This window comes from Corallincola holothuriorum, from assembly GCF_003336225.1.
Taxonomy (GTDB): Bacteria; Pseudomonadota; Gammaproteobacteria; order Enterobacterales; family Neiellaceae; genus Corallincola; species Corallincola holothuriorum.
The window spans coordinates 204,374-225,674 of the sequence record NZ_QPID01000003.1 but is presented as its reverse complement, the minus strand read 5'-3'; the positions used below and the strand labels follow the sequence as shown (position 1 = coordinate 225,674).

Sequence of the window (21,301 nt, the reverse complement as noted above, 5' to 3'; positions counted from 1 at the left end):
CTCTCACTGACTTAATCAAAAGAAGCCTTAACTGGCTTATCTGCAGACAATTGGTTCCAGCGACGCCACAAAGCAAACACGCCAAACAGCATAATATCGACGATTGCAGCACCGCTAAGTTTTAACTGGCTCCCTAAAATCCCCTTAAAAACGGCCAGTTGAATGAGGTGCATCATAATCACCAGACCCATGACCAGCTTCATCACCAGACACAGGTTTCCAGCAAAAGGTTGCCAGAAGTTACTGAAAAACACCGCCCAAACGCCCAACATGACGAGATAACCCAACGGCAGCATCACTTTATACATCAAACAGATCCTTCATCTTGATTCTGAAACAATCGATAGGCCACCTGGCCAGCGGTTTTCTCCCGGTACAAACGCCAGGCCTGCGGCAAAGGAGGAAGTACCAACTCCTGCTCAGTTTCGAGATAAACCATGCCATCTTTCGCCAGCCAACCATTTGTTTCAATCAGCGCAAAGAGATCATGCAGTAGCCCCTGACGAAATGGCGGATCGATAAAGATAATATCAAACGGCTGCGGTGGCTTTTGCGCCAGTAGCGTCAATGCATCAGCACATTTCACTTCACCGCTGGTGGCTTTTAATGTCGCTAAATTTTTTTCCAGTTGCAGCGCCACCGGCTTCGCTTTTTCAATCAACAAAGTATATTGAGCATGGCGCGACAAACTCTCAAATCCAAGTCCACCACTGCCGGCAAACAGATCCAAACAACGCGCATCTCTGACATCATGCATCAGCCAGTTAAACAGGGTTTCTTTCACCCTATCAGTAGTCGGTCGTAGCCCATCCCCCGATAGCACAGGTAAGCGACGGCCACGCCATTGACCACCAATAATCCGTATTTGCCCTGTGGGCGCACGATTTGCTTGTTTCGCCATCGCTGACCACCCTATATAAAGTTAAATTATGTTAATATCTCGGCGCATTTTAGTGCGAACACGGCGTAACGCCAGTGTAACGTGCAACCCGTCGCTAGATCCCGGCATTATCAGAGTAATTACTACGGTTTGAACATGGCAGAGAAGAAAAAAGGCTTTTTGTCCTGGTTTGGTAAAGAGAAAGCTAAAACAGAGACAGCAGATGCGGCTGCGGCTGCGGCCGAACAAGAGATAGCGGCCCCCGAACAAACCGAGGCGTCGGAGCCTGTCACCACCGAATTGGCAGACAAAGCTACAGCCGCAGAAGCTAGCGGAATAATTGCGGACGAAAGCGAAGCCACGCAGGCAGAAGCGTCGCCGGCTACGGAACCCGTTGTTGCCACTCCGCAACCTGAAGTGCAAGAAAAGCCGACCCGAGAAAGCTTTTTCAGCCGTTTAAAGCGCGGTTTAATGCGCACCCGCAGCCAGATAGGCAGCAGTTTTGCCAACCTGTTTCTCGGCAAAAAAATTGATGATGAGCTATTTGAAGAGCTGGAAACACAACTACTGTTAGCCGATGTTGGTGTCGATACCACAATGAAGATCATCGACTCACTGACCGATCAAGCGGATCGCAAACAGCTGAAAGATGGCGATGCGCTGCTTGGCTTACTGAAAGAAGAGATGGCCGGGCTACTGAACAAGGTTGATTCTCCACTGGATACGGACGCCAATGAGGGTCCGTTTGTGATCCTGATGATCGGCGTCAACGGCGTCGGCAAAACCACGACCATCGGCAAGCTGGCTAAGCAATACCAGGCACAAGGCAAAAAAGTGATGCTGGCTGCGGGTGACACCTTCCGCGCCGCCGCGGTCGAACAGCTTCAGGTATGGGGTGAACGGAACGAAATCCCTGTCGTTGCCCAACATACTGGAGCGGACTCAGCGTCGGTCCTGTTTGATGCACTGGAAGCCGCAAAAGCGCGTAACGTAGATATCCTAATTGCTGATACGGCCGGTCGTTTGCAAAACAAAGCGCACCTGATGGAGGAGCTGAAAAAAATTGTCCGCGTGATGAAGAAACTCGATCCGCAAGCTCCCCATGAAGTGATGCTCACCATCGATGCCGGTACCGGCCAAAACGCGATCAGCCAGGCGGAACTGTTCAATGAAGCCGTGGGACTAACCGGCATCACGCTCACCAAATTGGATGGTACAGCCAAAGGTGGCGTCATTTTTGCGGTGGCAGACAAGTTGGGGATCCCAATTCGTTACATAGGTATCGGCGAAGGGATTGAAGATCTGCGAACATTCAATGCTAATGAATTCGTTGACGCCCTGTTCAGCGACGAAGATTAATAACTGATAGCAGCCAGCAATGATCCGATTCGACCACGTTAATAAGCTCTACCCTGGCGGTCACCACGCCATAAAAGATGTTAGCTTTCATCTGCAGAAAGGGGAGATGGGCTTTTTAACCGGCCATTCAGGCGCAGGTAAAAGCACCCTGCTGAAACTGATCGCATTATTGGCGAAGCCGACCAATGGCCAGATCTTTATTAACGGCCACAGCTTGAGCCGAGTAAAGAAGCAACAGATCCCCTTGGTGCGCCGAGATATCGGCATCATTTTCCAAGATCACCGCTTACTTACTGATCGTAGTGTATTTGATAATGTCGCTTTACCTTTAGTGATCGCTGGTCACAGCCATAAAGAGATGAAACGCAAAGTCTCGGCTGCGCTTGATAAAGTTGGTCTGCTTAACAAAATCAATAACCTACCGTTACAGTTGTCCGGTGGTGAGCAACAGCGGGTCGGCATCGCCCGAGCGATTGTCAACAAACCGCCCATCCTGCTCGCCGATGAGCCGACCGGGAATTTGGACCCAGAACTCTCGGCCGAAATTCTTAAGTTATTTGAAGAGTTCAACCGCGTGGATGTTGCCGTACTTATCGCCACCCACGACCTCGGGCTTATCGCACGAATGAAATACCGTACGCTGACACTGCGCAACGGCCAACTGATTAATGATGGTCTGTTTCAAGATGATCGAGGACAGCTGCTATGAGTCTGCTATTTAAGGAGCGTGCCGATAGCAATAGCATGAAACCAAAGCTCTCCTTTGCAGAGCAGGTTCGTAGTTTCTTTATCAATCACTTACGCCAATCGATTGCCGCGCTGGGCGATTTATGGCGCACGCCCGTCGCTTCTCTCATGACCATGGCGGTACTGGGACTCAGCCTGTCACTGCCAGCGGCGCTGTATGTGTTGCAAAAAAACGCGGTGGCGGTAAGTAGCGCATGGCAAAACGCCGCCGAGATCAGCCTATTTTTGCGCCAAGATCTCTCACCAGAAGTGCAACGGGCATTTAGTCATCGTATCGGCCTGCATCCTGAAGTCGATAGCGTCACCCTGATATCGCCAGACGCGGGCTTAGAAGACTTTAAACTGCAATCAGGCTTTGGCGATGCGCTTGCTTATCTTGATCGTAATCCGCTGCCTGCTGTGGTTGTCGTCTTACCGACGCTGGCAAACCGTGGCCCTAATGAAGCCCGGGCGCTACTGCAAAAGCTCGAGTCTGCTCGGGAAGTGGATATGGGAAAAATGGATATTGACTGGTTAGAGCGGCTAGATGCCATTATCGCCTTAATCCAAGACTCCTTTGGTGCGCTAGCAACACTGCTATTGGTCTCCGTCGTACTGATTGTCGGTAACACCATTCGCCTCGCGATTATGGGCAGAAAGGAAGAGATTGAAGTGATGAAACTAGTTGGCGCAACCGACGGTTTCATTCAGCGCCCTTTCCTTTATACCGGTCTTTGGTACGGGATCGTCGGCGCGATGATCTCATGGATCGCGATATCACTGATCATCTGGTGGTTAGCCGACGCCATTCAATACCTATCGGGGCTTTACCAAAGTAGTTTTGAACTCACCGGTATCAGCCTACTCGAAGCACTGTTCCTGCTGCTGCTTTCGTCACTACTGGGGCTGTGTGGCGCTTACATATCTGTTAAACGTCACATTGCGCATATCGAACCTGCTTGAACATCGAATGAAACTTTCTTAGTGGTTGACGGGTCTTATCGAATGGATCAGAATTCGATCTCGTCTGGATCCTGGGCGTATAAGCTCACAGACATGAAGATTTGAGTAAGAGGTACACATGACAACATCAACTCAGTCAATGGCACTTACCGTACCGTCGGGCAATATTGAGTCCTACGTGCGTATGGTCAACGCCATTCCTATGCTGACCGCTGAGGAAGAGAAAAGCTTGGCTGAACGCCTGCAGCAAGACGGCGACCTCGCCGCTGCCCGCCAGTTGATTATGTCTCACTTGCGCTTTGTAGTGCATGTGGCGAAAGGTTATGCAGGTTATGGTCTACCGCAAGCAGATCTGATTCAGGAAGGCAGTATCGGGCTAATGAAGGCCGTTAAGCGTTTCGATCCCACCGTGGGTGTACGCTTGGTCTCGTTTGCTGTGCATTGGATCAAAGCAGAGATCCACGAGTACGTGCTGCGTAATTGGCGCATCGTTAAGATCGCGACCACCAAAGCGCAACGTAAGCTGTTCTTTAATCTGCGCAAGAATAAGAAACGTCTTGGTTGGTTCAATCAGGAAGAGGTGAGTACCGTCGCTGAAGAGCTAGGTGTGAGCCGCAAAGAAGTGATGGAGATGGAAGCCCGCATGAGCTCCCATGACCAAGCTTTTGAACTGAGTAACGACGATGACGAAAAGGGCACCAGCTTTAGCCCGGCGCTTTATCTAGAAGATAAAACGTCTGATTTCGCGGAAAGTGTCGAACAGGAAAACTGGGATGCTAACGCTGCGAGTCGTCTGAAATCAGCCATTGATACGCTGGATGAAAGAAGCCGCGATATCCTGCAAGCCCGTTGGCTTAGCGATGAAAAACAAACCCTGCAAGACCTAGCTGATAAATATCAAGTATCAGCAGAACGCGTCAGGCAGCTGGAAAAGAACGCGATGAAGAAGTTACGCCTAACCATGGCATAACTTGCGAACGGTCTCCTCCAACATAAAAAACCGACCTATTATGGTCGGTTTTTTTTATTTATCAGCCCAGCTCATGAAATATGCCAGCCTTTGTCACTTGGTGTCGCTGCCAATGCCGACATAAACCCTGCAATATCAGCATCCGCCCTGTCCCAATAGACAAAGAGTTTCTGCTGTTCAGCGACATGCTTAATTTGTTGCAGACAGTAATCGATGAGAAGACGGCCAACCCCACGACGACGGGTGACATCCCTCACTGTTAAACCGATTAATGATGCCGCTTGCAGATTGAACAAACCCGCGCCAATATAGCGGCCGTTAAATTTAGCCAGCACCCAATGCACGCCAGCTTCAGCCGCCTGCTCTTCAAGCTGCTCTAGCTGCTCGGGTGTAAACAGTTTCGCCAGATCAGTACGCATCCCCTGATCCAGCAACTCAGTCGTTAATGCCGTTAAACGCATAGGAAAAAATTCTCATTATGTCTTGGGTGGATTCTAGCAGCCAAACCGGGGAAGTCGACAGCCCCAACAACATCTCCTGTCGACTCGGTTGTGGAGCCTGTTGCATTGCCCCCTCTATTACCTCACCGATCCCAGGTATGCCCAGTGGAAAACCTGCAGGTGAGCGCTGTGTACAGTTAAACGAAGACAACCTATGCATGCTGTTTGGCCAACCACAACGGCCAGCACTATGTGACGCTTTTAAAGCCTGTGCCTCGGTATGTGGTGACAATGATGAAGCCGCCATGTTTAACCTGACGTTGCTGGAACAAGCCACCGCCAGCTAGCCCTCAACCGCAGTGAGAGATGTGTCAGGCGTTAAACATCGATGGCAGGATCCGGCAACGATTCACAACGCCAAACCATTGCTGTCAGCAGCACCGGTAATATCTGTATCTGGCAATCTGACTGCCAATGGGGCTGTGCCAATTTTTTCCCGAGCCGCCCAGTTTTCATCGTCGATCAACGCCGAAGCAGGTACAAGCTCGATACCCAATGCGGTCAGTTCGGGTAGTCGTTGTTGAAGCAAGGAGAGCGTTTCTGGGTAGGGGTGAGCGATCCCTACTGCATATCCCTGACGCAACGCCAGTTTTATCAGTTGATCAAACTGCCTGGAGATAGCAGCTTGATCTTGCAGATTATCCAGGAAGACATGGCGTCGCAACGCTGGTACGCCAGTGGCCAACGCAACATCCTCAGCGCAGGTATTCACACTGGTACGGCTATCGATAAAGTAGAGCGGATAATAACGCAGAACACGCATCGTCCAAGCCATATGGGGAAGGGACTCGGTCAAATCACTACCCATATGATTATTCACCCCCGCGACGTGGGGCAGTGACTGCAATGCTTTAATCAGCATGCTCTGCAACTCGGATTGCGACATCTCATTGGTTAATGCACCGTGCCCTAAACGATTACCCGCCTTAGCTTCCATCGGCATATGTAACATCACTTCTTTGCCACTCTCATGGGCAAGTCGTGCTAAGTGTCGGCTATGGGGAGTAAAAGGTAAGAACGACAGCGTTACCGGGCCAGGCAACGCGATCACCTCTCTATCCGATGCGCTATTGCCGACATCATCAATCACCAAGGCAACACGGGCCGCAGGCTGTTCAGCCGCGAGATCTGAAGAGAGCAGGGAGAAAAAAATAGCCAAGAGCAATCGCCAATGGCAACTCGGCTCTTTTCGGCAATGATGCCAACGACGATACATAGGGCTGAGCATGCTCCGGTTAATCTCAGCCCTTGCAGTCAATCTGGATGATCCAGTGCTTGGAGTGCCGTTCTGAGTTGATTGTCTTGATTAGCGATCTGGATCTTCTTCTCGCCCTGATATGCTACCACCGTATTCAATGGCAGGGGGTTTATTATAGGGGTTAGCAGACTTTCGAGAACCACCTGTGAAGGTACAAATCTGTCCGGTGTGATCCCCTTCCCATCAATAGCCAGGCCATCAGGTGTGAAATAGTGCGCCGTCGTCAGTTTCAAAACCCCCTCTCCTGGCTGAACAGGAAATAGCGACTGGATAGAGCCCTTACCAAAGGACTGTTCACCGAACACGGTTGCCCGCCGATTACCCTGCAACGCACCAGCAACAATCTCAGCGGCGGACGCTGAGCGACCATTGATCAATACAGCGATAGAGATACCACTGATCTTTTCACCGGTATTGGCGAAATAGATCACATTGGCCTCGTAATAACGACCACGAGTCTTTACGATCACCCCTTCATCAAGAAACAGATCCGCAACCTCTAGCGCGCTGTCTAGCAAGCCGCCGGGGTTGTCCCTAAGATCCAATATCAGTCCAGACAATTGTGGTGCTAGCGCCAACTCCTTCAATGCAGTAGCCACCTCTTGCGGTGTGGTCTGGGTGAAGCTGTTGATCTTTAGATACGCGGTGGCGTCATTTAGCATTCGCTGACTCACGCTTTTCACGTCAATTTGGCGGCGTTCGAGAGCAAAGTTAAGTAACTCTGGCTCTCCCTCGCGCTGCACAGTGAGGTGCATCAGCGATCCTGCCGGCCCACGCATCCCCATCAGCAGTGTTTCAGCATCAGAGTCTGCTAATAGCTGACCATCAACACTGATCACTCGATCACCCGCCACCACACCAGCTTCGAGCGCAGGAGAGCCGGGAAACAGATTCACAATGGTTACCTCTTGCTCGGTTATCGCGAGCTCCATGCCAACACCGGCATACTCTCCTGAGGTTACATCGGTCAAATGAGCAAACTCATTGCGATCCAAATAGTCGGAGTGGCGATCCAAATGGGAAACAATAGCGGAAATGGCATCATCAACGAGGGCATCATAAGCCACTTCATCGACGTAAAATTCTCTGATCTGTTGCAGAATGGAGTAGATCCGTGCCGCGTCCTGAAACGCAGGTGAATCTTGAGGTTTGGAAGCCAAGCCACTGCCGGCCAAGGTCAACATCATGCCTGTAGCCAAACCGATAAAGAAAGTCCAAGACCGCGATAGCAAGTGTTGCATAAGCAACTCCTGTGTCAGTCTGGCTCTGAGAGAAGGATCCGTTACTTCCGCAGTAGCCGGTTTAAACCTAGTGTACCGTGACACCTAACCCGCGTAACGCTGACGCTAAGGTTAACTACGATGACACCAGGCTGATGGATCGAGTGCTTGTCCCTGATGGCGTATTTCAAAGTATAGACCAGCGGAGCTGCGGCCCCCGCTTTTCCCCACCAAAGCGATCGGTTCACCGCTTTCTACGCGGTCACCCACGCGTTTTAATAGTGCTTGGTTGTGGCCATAGAGGCTCATGTAACCATCGCCATGATCAACCACCATTAACAAACCGAAGCCTTTCAACCAGTCAGCATAAACCACGACACCTTGATGTACTGTGTTGACGTCTGTGCCCTCTTTGGCGTTTAACATCACCCCTTTCCAAACGATATTACCCGTTCGCTGAGAACCAAAATTACGACTAATTCGTGCATTCACAGGCCAGGAAAGTTTGCCTTTCAATGCCTTCAGGCCATCCATCTCCAACTTTTCTCGTTGCCGACGGCGCTCAATCATGTTGCGCACAGTGCGCTCATTTTCTTGCAGCTGTACCAGCTGCTGACGACCACCGGAGAGATTTCCTTTCAACTTGCCCAGGGCGCGCTCTCGCGCCAACTGACGCTCTTCCATCTGTGCTTTTTCAGAGGCTTGACGACGCTCTAAGGATTGCAGGCGACTGGCTTGTTCAGCCAGGCGGCGCTCAACCCGAGCCAACTGACGACGGGTTTTTTTCAGCGCTTCCAGGTTCTCCATCCGCGCCTGATTCATATATTGATAATAAGTCAGCGAGCGTTCGATCTTGCCCGGTTCCTGCTGATTCATTAACAGCTTGATATAATCATGATCACCAGACATATAGGCACTAACAATCTGTGCCTGCAATGCGGATTGTTGCTGACCATATAGCACTTTCAATTCTGCTTGCTGCTTCTGCGCATCGGCCAAATCATCTCGGGTACGAGTCAACTCCTGCCGTGTCATACGAAGCACTTTGGCCACTTTCGCGATCTCTTGCTCTGCATCCCGCAAGGAACTAAAAAGCGCCTCACGCTTCTCTTTTTGTTCCTGCAATTGTTGCTCGGTGCGCTTAATCTGCCCTTGCAGTTGGTACAGGCGATCACCTTTTTTACTTTTCTCCGTCGCTCCCACATGAGCAATGGCGAAACAGAAAATCAGACATAAGACAAAACACAGCCTGCTCAACCAGTGAGCAGGCTGTGTTTTTAAGGAGCTAGAATACTTCAGCTCCATATGGGTTAGCTGGCCTTAACCAGTACGTTACCCGTCATCTCTTTTGGAATTTCCATGCCCATCAAGTCCAGCAAAGTCGGCGCCAGATCGCTGAGCTTACCACCTTCAACCATGTTTGCTTGCTTACCTACATAGATAAGCGGAACTGGCTCACTGGTATGAGCGGTATGCGCCTGACCCGTGGTGTTATCCACCATCTTCTCAGCATTACCGTGGTCGGCAGTGATCAAGCACTGACCGTCTACTTCTCGTAATGCCTCAACGACACGGCCAATACAGTGATCAACCGCTTCACATGCCTTAACCGCCGCTTCATAAACGCCAGTGTGTCCTACCATATCGCCGTTAGGATAGTTACAGACGATAAAGTCGTATTCGCCACTCTTAATCGCCGCGACTAGCTTGTCGGTCAACTCTTCTGAGCTCATTTCAGGCTGCAGGTCATAGGTAGCCACTTTAGGAGAGGCGACCAGTTCACGCTTCTCGCCTACGTACTCATCTTCACGACCGCCACTGAAGAAGAAAGTAACGTGCGCATATTTTTCAGTTTCAGAGATACGCAGCTGCGTCTTGTCATGTTTCTCCAACCATTCACCCATGGTGTTAACCAAAGCTTCTGGCGGGAAGGCACAGGCGGTTTTAATGTCTGCGGCATACTCGGTGAGCATGACAAAGTCAGCCAAGGCTGGCGTTGCTTCACGTTCAAAACCGGCAAAGTCAGCATCAACAAACGCACGGGTGATCTCACGGGCACGGTCAGCACGGAAGTTCATAAAGATCAGGCTATCGCCATCTTCCATTGCCGCACTGTCTTCGCCATCGGCCTGCAGCACAGTGGCCTTTACAAACTCATCGTTTTCATCACGGGCATACGCAGCTTCCAGGCCTTCAACCGCTGTGCTGTAGGTATGAGCGCCTTTGGCCTGTGTCAGCAGGTTATAAGCTTCTTCCACGCGCTCCCAACGGTTATCACGATCCATCGCATAGTAGCGACCCACTAAGCTGGCGACACGGCCTTTGCCCAACTCAGCAAACTTATCCTGGAACACCTGCAGTGAACCTTTAGCGCTGCGCGGTGGCGTATCTCGGCCATCTAAAAAGGCATGCAGATAAATTTTCTCTGCGCCACGGGCCGCAGCCATCTCGACCATAGCCATCAGGTGGTCTTCATGACTATGCACGCCACCCGGAGACAACAGCCCCATGATATGAACGGCTTTATCGGCACTAACCGCTTTATCAACTGCACTAGCCAATGCAGCTGTTTCTGCGAAAGTACCTTCTTTAATCGCCAAATCGATACGCGTCAGATCCTGATAGACAACACGACCCGCACCCAAATTAACGTGACCAACTTCAGAGTTGCCCATCTGCCCTTCAGGCAAACCCACATCAAAACTTGAGGCAGAGATAAGAGAGCTAGGACAATCGGCCCACAACTTATCTAATACCGGTGTGTTGGCATTCAAAATGGCGTTGTTCTCTGGGTTTTCGCTATAACCCCAACCATCCATGATGATAAGTGCTGTAGTTTTTTTCGCTGTACTCATGAATATTTCCTAGTGTGTGCTAACTAAAATAGAAATAAAAAATTCGTTGTACTGTCACGGGTGCATATAGAAACACCCTCATGGTGCCATATTAGACATCTTTTCCAGCCATTTTTTAACCCCACAGACGACACTTGGCTGTCCATGTCGCTTGTTACAGGTATAATTCAGGCGCTCAGAGTGCGCCAACCGCACAAAACATTATCGAATAGAGGACATTTCATGCAGCAATTGGTCGAGTTTGTCAGCAGCGCTCCATTATTAAGCTTGGCTTGGGTGGGCCTACTCGGCGCTCTTATCTATTCTTTTGTCGGTGCAAGTAGCGCACAAGCCCTTACACCGCAGGAAGCCACCCTGCAAATGAACAAAGAAAATGCCCAAGTGCTCGATATTCGAACAGCCGAAGAGTTCAATAAGGGCCATATTCTTGGTGCAAGTCACATCTCGTTCAATGATCTGCAACAGAAAGGGGTCGGCAACCTTGAAAAGCACAAAGAGAATCCCATTATAGTGGTGTGCGCAACCGGAGCCAGCGCTTCTCGCGCTTGTTCCCTGCTTAAAAAGCAAGGTTTCAGTGCGCCATACCGCCTTAAGGGCGGCATGCTGGAATGGCAAAATGCTAAATTGCCAGTCAGCAAATAGTGGCCGCACCGATGACAGAAGTAGTTATCTACACCACTAAGTGGTGCCCATACTGCATCAGAGCAAAGGCACTGCTGGAAAAACTGTCGCTCAGCTATCAAGAGATAGCGGTCGATGGCCAGCCAGCACTGCGAGAAAAAATGATGGAGTTAAGTGGCCGTCACACAGTTCCACAGATATTTATCGATGGAACCAGTATAGGCGGATGTGACGACTTGGTGGCACTGCATAACGGCGGCAAATTAGCAGCGATGCTGAGCCGCTAACAAAGGATATGGCAACACAAGCCACATCACAGAATTCGAACATATTACATTTAAGGTTAAGAAAATGGCTGAAGAACAAAAAACAAACGGTAGCGCAGAACAAGCAGCGGCTCCTCAATTCAACATCCAGCGTATCTACACTAAAGATATCTCTTTCGAGACACCTAACTCTCCATCTATCTTCAAAGCTGAATGGAAGCCTGAAGTGAAGCTGGACCTGGACACCAAGAGCAATAAGTTAGATGACGCTGCTTTTGAAGTCGTACTGTCGCTGACAGTGACTGCAAAAGTTGGTGATGAAACAGCATTCCTGTGTGAAGTACAGCAAGCGGGTATCTTCTCTATCGGCAACATGCCTGAGCCACAGTTGGCGCATACTCTGGGTTCTTTCTGCCCTAACATCTTGTTCCCATACGCACGTGAAGCGGTCAGCAGCTTGGTTAGCCGTGGCACATTCCCGCCACTGAACCTGGCACCAGTAAACTTTGATGCCCTGTTTGCTAGCTATGTACAGAAGAAGCAAGCTGAAGCCGCTCCAGCAGGCGCAGACGCATAAGTGATGAACGCTAACGCGTATGATATTACTGTGCTGGGGGCGGGGTCTTATGGCTCCGCCCTTGCTATTTCTATTGCCCGTAATGGCAATAAGACGCTGCTATGGGGTCATGAAGCTGATCATGTCGAGCAGCTGATTAAAGAGCGCAGTAACGAAGCATTCCTTCCCGGCATTCCATTTCCTGACACGCTGGCACTGGAAGCTGACTTAGCAACTGCCGTTGGCGCATCGAAAAATATCTTGGTCGTTGTACCCAGTTTCGCTTTCGGTGATGTCCTTCAGCGCATGAAACCCCATTTGCAAAAAGGGGCGCGCGTAGCTTGGGCAACGAAAGGTCTAGAAGCTGACACCGGCCGGTTGCTACAGGATGTCGCCAAAGAGATCCTGGGTGATAGCTGTTCACTGGCAGTGATCTCCGGCCCCACTTTCGCGATGGAAGTCGCCAAAGGCCTACCCACAGCCATCGCGGTAGCTTCAACCGATGATGATTTTGCTACCAAGTTAACCGAACTGATGCATAACGATTCCCATTTTCGGGTCTACCGCAATCAGGACTTTATCGGTCTGCAACTTGGCGGCGCTGTGAAAAATGTGATTGCGATTGGTGCTGGCTTAGCCGATGGCTTAGGCTTTGGTGCCAATGCCCGAACCGCACTGATCACCCGCGGCTTGGCCGAGATGATCCGCTTAGGTGAAGCGCTTGGCGCACAGCCTAGCTCATTCAACGGCATGGGCGGCCTAGGAGATCTGGTGCTGACCTGCACCGACAATCAGTCGCGCAACCGTCGCTTTGGTTTGGCCCTCGGCGCTGGGCAATCGCTGCAAGAAGCTGAACAAGGTATTGGTCAGGTAGTTGAAGGTTATCGCAATACCAAAGAGGTGTACCTGCTCGCCAAACGCCTGGAAGTAGAAATGCCTATCACTGAGCAGTTGTATCAAGTGCTTTATCAGGGCAAGCCGCCAAAACAAGCGGCCGCCGCATTGCTAAGCCGCGATCAAACGTTCGAATAGCTAAGTGCCGGGGGGGCAATGACACGAACCCGGCCTTTTCCTTCATCTTTGGCTCGATAGAGCGCTTTATCTGCTTGCTGCAGTAACCAATCCTCATCCACACCGCGAAGATCTGTAGCGTGACATTCGGCGATACCGATCGAACAGTTCAACGCAATCTCGCTGGGCAGCTCAGTAATATTGGCCCATTGCAGAAGTTCCGGCATGAAATAGTGCCGCTGTGCCAATTTATGTAGTAACCGTTCAGCCACCACCTGCGCCTGAGTAGAGTCCGTGTGAGGGAACAATACAACAAACTCATCTCCGCCCCAGCGGGCAGCGACATCTTCATGGCGTAAACAGTTCTCTAGCAAACGAGCAAACTCTTTGAGCACTTCATCACCGACCCCATGACCTAAGGTGTCGTTTATCACCTTAAAATTATCCAGATCCAGATAGGCCAGCGAGCAGATTTTTGCCCCACACTGTTGCCGGATCGCCGTTAATTCCTGTTCCAATCTGGCTTGCAGTGCTTGCCGGTTGAATAATCCGGTCAGTACATCGGTCATCGACATTTTCAATAACCGTTCGCTATGTTCCAACTGCTGTAATTGGCCGCCTAACTGACGGCTCAACAGCTGCAATGTGTCCTGATCTTGGCGGTCAAAGTAGCGGTTACAATCAAATGCACAAAGGGTCAAAATAGCAGTCAGTTCGCCACTGCTAAATAGAGGCAAGCTGACTACTGAATCATAAGTTGCTCGCTGACCACCCTCCCCTTGAAAATGGAGTCGATTGTCGACCATGATCCGTTGACTCGCTTGCACCTGCATCAAATATGAGCTGACCTGAATATCTTCAGTCAACTCGCCTACTTGCGTCCAAAGCTGCCAATGTTCGCCCTGCCGACGATGGATCAACCCAGCCTGTAGAGTAAAATTACCGCACACCATTTTCAGGGTTTCAAAAGCTAATTGCTGAGGGCACGGGTAGCGCTCCGGCAAGGATTGCAGGCGACTGATCAGCTGGATCTCACGTAACCGCTGATTCGCCTGACTCAATTTTGTGTCCTGCTGGGTCATGATCACCAGTTCATCGAGCTGTAATGACACTGGCGTTAATGCCTGATTGGGCAAGGTGCTGGTATCCACCGGCAGATTAATCTCAATATCTGACAGCATAGCCATAAACAAACGGCGAAACTTGGGCAGAGCCAAGCTATCACACATCTCAAGACTGGTAGTGAGGAGCGCATTACATGCCTGCCAGTCACCTTGACGACTGTAGACACTCACGAGCTCCATATAGCATTGCGGCAGCAGGCGTGAATCCATGTCCACCACTTGCCCCAACAAGGTAGGAGCGTCTTCGAAACGCTCCCTTGCGCCAGCGAGATCACCGGTGGCCGAACAGATAGCCCCTTGCAGTAGCGAGCGTAAAAACAGTCCTGTGCTAGATGGTCGAAAAGCCAGTCCACGCATCCGATCTAAGGATTGTTGCGCGCGCGCTAACTCACCCAGTTTAGCGTGACAAAATCCTTTGAGGCTGAACACATCATAGAGATTACGAAATGGAAAATGGGTCAGTTGCCGAATACGACAAATTTTCACCAGACGATCTAACACATGGAGCGCATCACGATAGTTACGCGTACAAAAATAGAGCCAAGCAAAATTATATAAAGTGACAACTAACTCACTGTAATCACCGAATCGACGTGCTGTCGCATAAGCCGCCAAATACTCTTTCTGCGCCTGCGGGTACTGCTCCAATAAGGTATTAAAATAGCCAATACCATTGTGCATTCGCACGATTTCCAGTGCTTCACCCAACTCTTCGCGGATCCGCGAACTGACGCCGAAGCAGCGGAATGTTTGATGGTATTGAGAGTTGTATGAGTAAATAATGCCCTTGCTGTGATAGCCAGCGGCGATGCCCTGGCGGTGCCCCATCGCTTTTGCCAAACTAATCGCTTGGTCAGTCACAACAAGCGCTGCACTGGCTTTTAGCTGCTCATAGAACCGTAAATAATTGTAGTAATTACGCAAACAGTAGAGGCGCGAACAATCCATCTGATAGCTTTGTAACAGCTGGTTGAGCCGTTCAAACTCCTCAATATCTACTGGCGTGGTCGATTTATCGTGGGCATAGAAGTTGATAAACAGTGACTGAGCCCGAAACTTGTCATTGTCAGCGGCTTCCGCCACCTGCCGTGCCATCTGGGCATTTTGCAATGCATACTCGAAGCTCTGCCGCCGCACTTGTGTCAGCGATATCAAACACAGCAATCGCACATGGCTTTCGGGGCAGCTCAGTAACGCTTCTGCTTCCTGCAGCTGTTCCATCTCATTCAGTGCATCATCTAGCTCGCCTAAATAAAGCAGTGCTTCGGCAAGCCGCAACTGAATGCGCATCCGTGCGGTGTCAGAATTCAGTTCGCCGGCTAACAGATAGCGCGCAACCTTGACCGCCTCAGGCCAAGCCATCAGCTCCATGTTCTGCGACATCAATGCATAGCTTGGCTTATGTTGCACATGGGATTGCTTCGCCAGCTCAACCTGAGAGAAGCAAGCTGGAATGCTGTTAAGCAGATAGTGATCGTCCAACCAATCTAGAAACCCCTCCCAGCATTCATCGTCCTGCCGATGTGCCAAAGCGTATTGGGTATCCAAACAGACCATCACCATCACTGGGGCGGCTAGGCCAGCACTAACAAAAGCCTTTAACATCTCAATGGCGGATGCCGAGGCGTAATGCCAACCGGTCACCACAATCACGGTGGGCTCAGCAAGCAGCACCTCAACCAGCTTAATCATCGCCAAACGCAACCGATCTTGTTCAAAATAGAGATCATCAAGCACTGGCAGTTCAGTTCGCTCTGCACTGTTGCCGCCCAGCCAACCGGTTAATACCTGCTGTAACGGCTTATAATCGGTGGCGAACATCGCCATTTCATCAGCATCGAGATGGGACTCCAACATCCGCGTACGAAACAGGTCAAATAGGCTGTTATAAGGTGAGAACTCTGCGGATTTATAGTGTGGTAAATGCTTTACCGCCACGCCCTGCTGATTGGCAAAAGCCGTAGTAAAACTCAGGAAGCGCTCAGGCTCCTGGCTTTGATAGAAGCTAAAGGTAGCCTGCTCTTCATTGGCTCGCTGCCAATTAAGTTGCAACGCATCTGAAAATACCGACTGCTTAACGGACATTCCTTGACCTGATACCTTGGGCGATATAAATAGGCAAAAAAATATACAGTATCAGGATTTTTTACACTGTTGCTTAGCTCACACTTCAACCGCAATGAGCTTATGTGAGTGAAGGGTAATTGAGCTGGCGCAAACCTTCGTAGGTAATAATGGCGACCGCATTCGACAGGTTCAACGAGCGGCTGTCTTGGCGCATCGGGATCCGTATACGGCTGTCACTTTCTATTGTATTAAGCACATCATCTGGCAGACCCCGCGTTTCCGGACCAAACAGCAGAATATCACCCGCCTGATAATTCGCCTGATGAAACGGCTGACTACCTTTTGTGGTGCATGCAAACACACGGGATTCAGGTAATGCCGTACGCAAAGCGGCTAGGTTTTTATGCCGTTTTACTGCCGCAAATTCATGGTAATCCAGCCCGGCTCGACGTAACCGTTTGTCATCCCAATCAAACCCTAGTGGTTCGATCAGGTGCAGATGGCAACCAGTATTGGCACACAGGCGAATAATATTGCCGGTATTCGGGGGAATTTCCGGCTCAAAAAGTGCGATGTTTAGCATGGGAGTCCGTCGTCGTGAAACCGCTGGCCACTCTACCAGATCCTGACGCCGAGCTCACCCATGACAAGCGATGTCCCCCTAGTATTCACTCAGCAGAGGGAGCCTTATCGTCACACATAACCCACCGAGTTCACTGCGCTGCGCCATCACTTCGCCAGCATGCGCTTCCACTGCGGCAGCCACAATCGCCATGCCGAGGCCAATGCCCCCATTTAACTCTGGCGTTCTGGCATCATCCAAGCGATAGAATGGCCGAAAGATCTGTTGTAGCTGATTATCTGGCACTCCGGGGCCATCATCTTCAACCCGTATCTCGCAATATTCAGCGGTCAGGCGTAGTGATGTCTCGATGCGCTGAGTGGCGTAGCGAATGGCGTTGCGCAGCAGGTTATCGATCGCCCGCGTCAAAAGTAACGGCTCAGCCCGATAGTGCACCTGGGGCTCCCCATGCAGCGTCAACGTCAGATGACGGTGATTGGCTTCAATCGTGGCATCATCCACCACCGACGATAGCAGGGCAAACAGATCCACCGGTTCCAAGCTGGCGCTACGGCGCTGCATTCTCGCCAGCTGTAACAGCTCGGCGATCATCTCCTCCAGTTTCAGTGATTCACTCTCGATACGTGACAACAGAGAGGACTCCCCTTCACTGCGTCGCATCAAACCGATCGCCAACTGCAAACGCGTTAAAGGGGAGCGTAATTCATGACTGACATCCCGCAGCAACTGGTGCTGCGCTTCAATCTCTGTACTCACCGCATCAGCCATGTCACTCAGTTGCCGGCTCAGCTGCCCCACTTCATCCCCACGCCGTAACAAGTCCTGCTCTGGTCTCGCCTCCAGATCACCGCTGGCTAGCCGCTGAGATACTCTGCGTAATTGGTGCAGTGGCCTTCCCAGCCGCCAAGCAAGCAAGCCACACAGCAATCCGCTCAAGACCAGAACACTACCAAACAGTGACCAGGGATGCGCCAAAATAGTGGGAAGAAACGGCAATGGCGTGTCTTTCATTGGTCGCCGCGTTACTACCTGCCACGCTTTGCCACGAATCTCTGCCGTCCACGGGCCAGCATAAAACCAGTCATCGTCTATGACACCGCGAGGCCGACCGTCGGTGGCACTGGTCATCAGTAAAGAGATAACCACATCCGGCAGTGGCCGGCTTGGCATCTCTCCCTCTGGGTCGATAAGAAACCAACGCTTTCCCTCCCCCGGAGGCAGACGCTCATGGCGTTGTGCTTTGCGCTCTATCTGCTCAACAAACCGATGCATATGCTCAGCCTTTCCTTGCGGAAGCAGAAAGAAAGGTTCATAGAGAAAGCGCGGCAACAGCAGCACAATCAACAACATGCTGATCAGTGTCAGCCAAAACCAGAGAAACAGCTTTAGGTAGAGATTGGCTTTAAAACGTATCAATACTGTTCCATCCACAGATAGCCTTTACCCCTGACAGTACGGATCCAGTCACTTTCATCCGACCGTTGTGGCAACTTCTTGCGCAGGTTACTGACATGCACATCCAAGCTACGATCAAACGGATGCAAAGCACGCCCTAACACCGCTTGGTTGAGATAGTCCTTCGACAAAATCTCGCCCTTTGCTTTGACTAATTGCAGCAACAGGGCAAATTCGGTTGATGTCAGGTCCAGTCGCTCACCCTGCCATTTTGCTTCTTGCCGGCCTGGATAGAGGCTTAACTCACCGACACTCAATCGATCGCTTGTCGGTTCATCGCTTCTGGATACATTGGTGCGTCGCAATATGGCGCGCATCCGAGCCAACAGTTCACGATCACTGAACGGCTTTGGCAGATAATCATCAGCACCAAACTCCAACCCCAATACACGGTCGGTTTCTTCACCACGAGCCGTTAACATCAACACCGGCGTATCTTGATGCTGACGCAGCTCCTTCAGCACCGCCATACCATTGAGCCCAGGTAACATGACATCCAGCAAAATCAGATCAAACTGCGTCGATCTGGCCTTGGCCAAGCCCAGTTTACCATCGTGAACCATGGTTAACTCATAGCCATCCAATGCCAACAGCTCCGCTAACAGTTCGCAAAGTGCGCGGTCATCATCGATGATCAATATCTTCAAACTTACCTCCACTTTTCAGCAAACTAAGCAGGCGTGACACAACTGCTAAGCTAGCAGCAAACTGCAAAATACCTAACGACATGATACGAAAGATACACAACAACGGCAGAGGCCTTTGCAAATCTTTACTTAACCAAACCCCAGTTTGCATTCCAGTTCATACACTATGCCGTAGTTAAACAACGCTCAAAGGAGCCTCCCATGTTAAAACGCAATCTACTTGTACTTTCGCTAGCAACCGCCTTAGTCGCACCCATTGCCATGGCAAAGCCTGGCCCAGGTGCGGGTAAGAACGGGATGCGAGAAGTGATCTCCCAACTCGACCTGAGCAGTGAACAACAAACCCAGATCAAAGCGCTATTCCAGGCACAAAAAGAGCAGCGTAAGGGGCAAAAATCAGGTCAGCGCCAGCAGATGAAAGCCGACATGGAAGCCTTGATCACTGCCGATAGTTTTGATGAAAGCAAAGCACGTTCGCTGATCGAACAACATAGCCAGCGGATGGAAGACCGCATGGTACAGCGACTCCAGATGCAACATCAGATCTATCAATTGCTGACACCAGAACAACAGGTTCAATTCCTGCAACTGATTGAACAGCAAAGAGATGAAAAGCGGGCTGAAAAACGTGGCAAGGGCAAATCGTAAATTTGTTTACGGTTAAAGTATCTGTCACAGAGATAACGATATACTAGGGTCATGCAAAATGATCCTGAACACTATGCGCGACTCGTACGTCGCGCAGCACTCGCTGCCACACTAACCGCCACCCTATTGATCGTAGGCAAGCTGATCGCCTGGCTAGGTTCTGGCTCAGCCAGCTTATTGGCCAGTTTGACCGACTCACTGATGGATGTCGCGGCTTCGCTGCTCAATCTAATGGCGTTGCGCTATGCCACTCAGCCTGCGGATGACCAGCATCGCTTTGGTCACGGTAAGATGGAAAGCCTTGCTGCCGTGGCACAAGCCATGTTTATCGCCGGCTCTTCCCTGCTATTGATCCTGCACGGTATCGATCGGCTGGCCCACCCTTCGCCGATTAACCAAGTCGGCATGGCAGTATTCGTCATGGTGCTATCAACCATCGCCACTGCGGCGCTACTGCTGTATCAACGCTATGTCATCAGCAAGACCGGCAGTTTAGCGATTAAGGCTGACTCGCTGCACTACCGTAGTGATCTGTTAATGAATCTGGCGGTATTACTCGCCCTCGGCTTATCGGCTTGGGGGCTAGGCATGGCAGATGCTGTGTTGGCGATAGCCATTGGTCTGTATATGGCGTGGAGCGCGAAAGGGATCGCCGAAGATGCTATCCAACACCTTTTAGACCGAGAGTTACCGGAACAGGAAAAGCAGCAGATCCAAAGTTTGGCTGAAGCCCACCCTGGCGTCCACGGCATCCATGACCTGCGTACCCGCCAAGCGGGTGGTACCCGTTTTGTGCAGATGCATGTGGAATTAGCCGATGAACTGCCCCTGGTAGATGCCCATCAGATCGCCGACGATATAGAAGCCAAGCTGAAAAAAGCCCTCGGCAACTGTGATGTGATTATCCACCAAGATCCGATCTCTGTGGTCACAGCCAGTCGCGCAAAAGAATGACGATACTCGTCAAACTGCTATGATATCGGCCTGACACAAAAATTGTTCCACTTAAGTGCTAGTACACTTAGGTTTTATGGGAGAGATGGCCATGCCATTACTAGACAGTTTCACCGTAGATCACACAAAAATGCACGCACCCGCGGTTCGTATTGCCAAGAAAATGAGCACGCCGCATAAAGACCCTATCACCGTTTTTGATCTGCGCTTCTGCATCCCCAATGAAGAGCTACTCAGTGAGCGCGGCATTCATACTCTGGAACACCTATTTGCCGGCTTCATGCGCGATCACCTGAACTCCGCCGACGTCGAAATTATCGATATCAGCCCGATGGGTTGCCGTACAGGCTTTTACATGAGCCTAATTGGCGTGCCAAGCGAACAGCAAGTGGCTGATGCCTGGCTAGCGGCGATGCAAGATGTCACCGCAGTGGCATCACAAAACGACATTCCTGAGCTCAATGAGTACCAGTGCGGCACCTATTCTATGCACTCCTTGGATGAAGCCAAGCAGATCGCGAGTGACATCATTGCCCGTGGTATCAAGGTCAACCTAAATGACGAGTTAGCCTTGCCGGAAGCTATTTTAAAAACGCTTTAGGCCACTGCCGACAGCTCGTTTTTATCGCCTAACTGAG

The 21,301-nt window shown here is 50.8% G+C and carries 22 protein-coding genes and 1 pseudogene; 12 read left to right on the top strand and 11 right to left on the bottom strand.

The window, feature by feature from the left end; all coding sequences use genetic code 11:
* Positions 1-11: 11 nt before the first annotated feature.
* Together DU002_RS06535 and rsmD are read right to left on the bottom strand one after the other, a co-directional pair.
* On the bottom strand, positions 12-308 hold the full coding sequence (locus tag DU002_RS06535) for a DUF1145 domain-containing protein (protein WP_114337570.1): 297 nt from the start codon (positions 306-308) through the stop codon (positions 12-14).
* On the bottom strand, positions 308-901 hold the full coding sequence (gene rsmD / locus DU002_RS06530) for a 16S rRNA (guanine(966)-N(2))-methyltransferase RsmD (protein WP_114337569.1): 594 nt from the start codon (positions 899-901) through the stop codon (positions 308-310). Before rsmD ends, DU002_RS06535 begins: the two co-directional genes overlap by 1 nt.
* Before the next feature lie 396 nt (positions 902-1,297).
* On the opposite strand from rsmD, the pseudogene ftsY reads away from it, so the two are divergent.
* From ftsY to rpoH, 4 genes and pseudogenes are all read left to right on the top strand, one after another.
* A pseudogene (gene ftsY / locus DU002_RS06525) lies at positions 1,298-2,239 on the top strand (signal recognition particle-docking protein FtsY); the annotation flags it as partial.
* Between the two features lie 19 nt (positions 2,240-2,258).
* A complete protein-coding gene (gene ftsE, locus DU002_RS06520; protein ID WP_114337567.1) occupies positions 2,259-2,948 on the top strand; it encodes a cell division ATP-binding protein FtsE in 690 nt (229 codons plus the stop codon).
* A complete protein-coding gene (gene ftsX / locus DU002_RS06515; RefSeq protein ID WP_114337566.1) occupies positions 2,945-3,928 on the top strand; it encodes a permease-like cell division protein FtsX in 984 nt (327 codons plus the stop codon). Before ftsE ends, ftsX begins: the two co-directional genes overlap by 4 nt.
* A 118-nt stretch (positions 3,929-4,046) precedes the next feature.
* Positions 4,047-4,898, top strand: coding sequence for an RNA polymerase sigma factor RpoH (gene rpoH / locus DU002_RS06510; protein ID WP_114337565.1), 852 nt, complete (start codon positions 4,047-4,049; stop codon positions 4,896-4,898).
* Positions 4,899-4,969: 71 nt separating this feature from the next.
* Here the strand turns inward: rpoH and DU002_RS06505 are convergent, their stop codons facing one another.
* Complete coding sequence (locus DU002_RS06505; protein WP_114337564.1) at positions 4,970-5,359, bottom strand: acetyl-CoA sensor PanZ family protein; 390 nt, start codon at positions 5,357-5,359, stop codon at positions 4,970-4,972.
* Positions 5,360-5,430: 71 nt separating this feature from the next.
* Here DU002_RS06505 and DU002_RS06500 point away from each other — a divergent pair, with 71 nt between their 5' ends.
* Positions 5,431-5,685 (top strand): YkgJ family cysteine cluster protein, encoded by a 255-nt coding sequence (locus DU002_RS06500; RefSeq protein ID WP_114337764.1) that lies wholly within the window; start codon positions 5,431-5,433, stop codon positions 5,683-5,685.
* Between the two features lie 62 nt (positions 5,686-5,747).
* On the opposite strand, the gene DU002_RS06495 is transcribed toward DU002_RS06500, so the two are convergent.
* The 4 genes from DU002_RS06495 to gpmM all read right to left on the bottom strand — a co-directional run bounded on the left by DU002_RS06495 (position 5,748) and on the right by gpmM (position 10,731).
* Complete coding sequence (locus tag DU002_RS06495) at positions 5,748-6,656, bottom strand: divergent polysaccharide deacetylase family protein (protein WP_233496439.1); 909 nt, start codon at positions 6,654-6,656, stop codon at positions 5,748-5,750.
* Complete coding sequence (locus DU002_RS06490) at positions 6,653-7,897, bottom strand: S41 family peptidase (protein ID WP_114337562.1); 1,245 nt, start codon at positions 7,895-7,897, stop codon at positions 6,653-6,655. The genes DU002_RS06495 and DU002_RS06490 overlap by 4 nt, the downstream gene beginning before the upstream one ends.
* 111 nt (positions 7,898-8,008) lie before the next feature.
* The gene (locus DU002_RS06485; RefSeq protein ID WP_158537987.1) at positions 8,009-9,133 is read right to left on the bottom strand and encodes a murein hydrolase activator EnvC family protein; all 1,125 of its coding nucleotides are present in this window, start codon (positions 9,131-9,133) and stop codon (positions 8,009-8,011) included.
* Positions 9,134-9,186: 53 nt separating this feature from the next.
* Positions 9,187-10,731 carry a 2,3-bisphosphoglycerate-independent phosphoglycerate mutase gene (gene gpmM / locus DU002_RS06480; protein ID WP_114337560.1) on the bottom strand — a complete coding sequence of 515 codons (1,545 nt, stop codon included), beginning with the start codon at positions 10,729-10,731 and terminating at the stop codon, positions 9,187-9,189.
* A 222-nt stretch (positions 10,732-10,953) separates the two neighbouring features.
* Here gpmM and DU002_RS06475 point away from each other — a divergent pair, with 222 nt between their 5' ends.
* The 4 genes from DU002_RS06475 to gpsA all read left to right on the top strand — a co-directional run bounded on the left by DU002_RS06475 (position 10,954) and on the right by gpsA (position 13,206).
* Positions 10,954-11,373, top strand: a complete 420-nt coding sequence (locus DU002_RS06475) for a rhodanese-like domain-containing protein (RefSeq protein WP_233496438.1) — start codon at positions 10,954-10,956, stop codon at positions 11,371-11,373.
* A gap of 11 nt (positions 11,374-11,384) precedes the next feature.
* Entirely contained in the window at positions 11,385-11,639 is a 255-nt protein-coding gene (gene grxC / locus DU002_RS06470; protein WP_114337763.1) for a glutaredoxin 3, read from the top strand.
* A gap of 64 nt (positions 11,640-11,703) precedes the next feature.
* Entirely contained in the window at positions 11,704-12,195 is a 492-nt protein-coding gene (gene secB / locus DU002_RS06465) for a protein-export chaperone SecB (protein WP_114337558.1), read from the top strand.
* 3 nt (positions 12,196-12,198) lie between these two features.
* Positions 12,199-13,206 (top strand): NAD(P)H-dependent glycerol-3-phosphate dehydrogenase, encoded by a 1,008-nt coding sequence (gene gpsA, locus DU002_RS06460; protein ID WP_114337557.1) that lies wholly within the window; start codon positions 12,199-12,201, stop codon positions 13,204-13,206.
* Here the strand turns inward: gpsA and DU002_RS06455 are convergent.
* The 4 genes from DU002_RS06455 to DU002_RS06440 all read right to left on the bottom strand — a co-directional run bounded on the left by DU002_RS06455 (position 13,191) and on the right by DU002_RS06440 (position 19,061).
* Positions 13,191-16,394 (bottom strand): diguanylate cyclase, encoded by a 3,204-nt coding sequence (locus DU002_RS06455; RefSeq protein WP_114337556.1) that lies wholly within the window; start codon positions 16,392-16,394, stop codon positions 13,191-13,193. The genes gpsA and DU002_RS06455 overlap by 16 nt on opposite strands.
* A gap of 100 nt (positions 16,395-16,494) precedes the next feature.
* Positions 16,495-16,959: a tRNA (uridine(34)/cytosine(34)/5-carboxymethylaminomethyluridine(34)-2'-O)-methyltransferase TrmL gene (trmL, locus tag DU002_RS06450; RefSeq protein ID WP_114337555.1), complete on the bottom strand. Its 465-nt coding sequence runs from the start codon at positions 16,957-16,959 to the stop codon at positions 16,495-16,497.
* 78 nt (positions 16,960-17,037) lie between these two features.
* Positions 17,038-18,375 (bottom strand): ATP-binding protein, encoded by a 1,338-nt coding sequence (locus DU002_RS06445; protein ID WP_114337554.1) that lies wholly within the window; start codon positions 18,373-18,375, stop codon positions 17,038-17,040.
* Positions 18,372-19,061: a response regulator gene (locus DU002_RS06440; RefSeq protein WP_233496437.1), complete on the bottom strand. Its 690-nt coding sequence runs from the start codon at positions 19,059-19,061 to the stop codon at positions 18,372-18,374. Before DU002_RS06440 ends, DU002_RS06445 begins: the two co-directional genes overlap by 4 nt.
* 201 nt (positions 19,062-19,262) lie before the next feature.
* Here DU002_RS06440 and DU002_RS06435 point away from each other — a divergent pair, with 201 nt between their 5' ends.
* The 3 genes from DU002_RS06435 to luxS all read left to right on the top strand — a co-directional run bounded on the left by DU002_RS06435 (position 19,263) and on the right by luxS (position 21,264).
* Positions 19,263-19,709: a Spy/CpxP family protein refolding chaperone gene (locus DU002_RS06435; RefSeq protein ID WP_114337553.1), complete on the top strand. Its 447-nt coding sequence runs from the start codon at positions 19,263-19,265 to the stop codon at positions 19,707-19,709.
* A 51-nt stretch (positions 19,710-19,760) separates the two neighbouring features.
* Positions 19,761-20,663, top strand: a complete 903-nt coding sequence (locus DU002_RS06430; protein ID WP_114337552.1) for a cation diffusion facilitator family transporter — start codon at positions 19,761-19,763, stop codon at positions 20,661-20,663.
* Positions 20,664-20,754: 91 nt separating this feature from the next.
* Positions 20,755-21,264 (top strand): S-ribosylhomocysteine lyase, encoded by a 510-nt coding sequence (luxS, locus tag DU002_RS06425; RefSeq protein WP_114337551.1) that lies wholly within the window; start codon positions 20,755-20,757, stop codon positions 21,262-21,264.
* Positions 21,265-21,301 lie beyond the last annotated feature (37 nt).

Coding starts and splice junctions, on each gene's coding strand:
- secB (WP_114337558.1), top strand. CDS start 11,704: ATGGCTGAAGAACAAAAAACAAACGGTAGCGCAGAACAAGCAGCGGCT.
- DU002_RS06475 (WP_233496438.1), top strand. CDS start 10,954: ATGCAGCAATTGGTCGAGTTTGTCAGCAGCGCTCCATTATTAAGCTTG.
- rpoH (WP_114337565.1), top strand. CDS start 4,047: ATGACAACATCAACTCAGTCAATGGCACTTACCGTACCGTCGGGCAAT.
- ftsX (WP_114337566.1), top strand. CDS start 2,945: ATGAGTCTGCTATTTAAGGAGCGTGCCGATAGCAATAGCATGAAACCA.
- DU002_RS06435 (WP_114337553.1), top strand. CDS start 19,263: ATGTTAAAACGCAATCTACTTGTACTTTCGCTAGCAACCGCCTTAGTC.
- grxC (WP_114337763.1), top strand. CDS start 11,385: ATGACAGAAGTAGTTATCTACACCACTAAGTGGTGCCCATACTGCATC.
- trmL (WP_114337555.1), bottom strand. CDS start 16,959: ATGCTAAACATCGCACTTTTTGAGCCGGAAATTCCCCCGAATACCGGC.
- gpsA (WP_114337557.1), top strand. CDS start 12,199: ATGAACGCTAACGCGTATGATATTACTGTGCTGGGGGCGGGGTCTTAT.
- DU002_RS06505 (WP_114337564.1), bottom strand. CDS start 5,359: ATGCGTTTAACGGCATTAACGACTGAGTTGCTGGATCAGGGGATGCGT.
- luxS (WP_114337551.1), top strand. CDS start 20,755: ATGCCATTACTAGACAGTTTCACCGTAGATCACACAAAAATGCACGCA.
- rsmD (WP_114337569.1), bottom strand. CDS start 901: ATGGCGAAACAAGCAAATCGTGCGCCCACAGGGCAAATACGGATTATT.
- DU002_RS06455 (WP_114337556.1), bottom strand. CDS start 16,394: ATGTCCGTTAAGCAGTCGGTATTTTCAGATGCGTTGCAACTTAATTGG.
- DU002_RS06430 (WP_114337552.1), top strand. CDS start 19,761: ATGCAAAATGATCCTGAACACTATGCGCGACTCGTACGTCGCGCAGCA.
- ftsE (WP_114337567.1), top strand. CDS start 2,259: ATGATCCGATTCGACCACGTTAATAAGCTCTACCCTGGCGGTCACCAC.
- DU002_RS06490 (WP_114337562.1), bottom strand. CDS start 7,897: ATGCAACACTTGCTATCGCGGTCTTGGACTTTCTTTATCGGTTTGGCT.
- gpmM (WP_114337560.1), bottom strand. CDS start 10,731: ATGAGTACAGCGAAAAAAACTACAGCACTTATCATCATGGATGGTTGG.
- DU002_RS06535 (WP_114337570.1), bottom strand. CDS start 308: ATGTATAAAGTGATGCTGCCGTTGGGTTATCTCGTCATGTTGGGCGTT.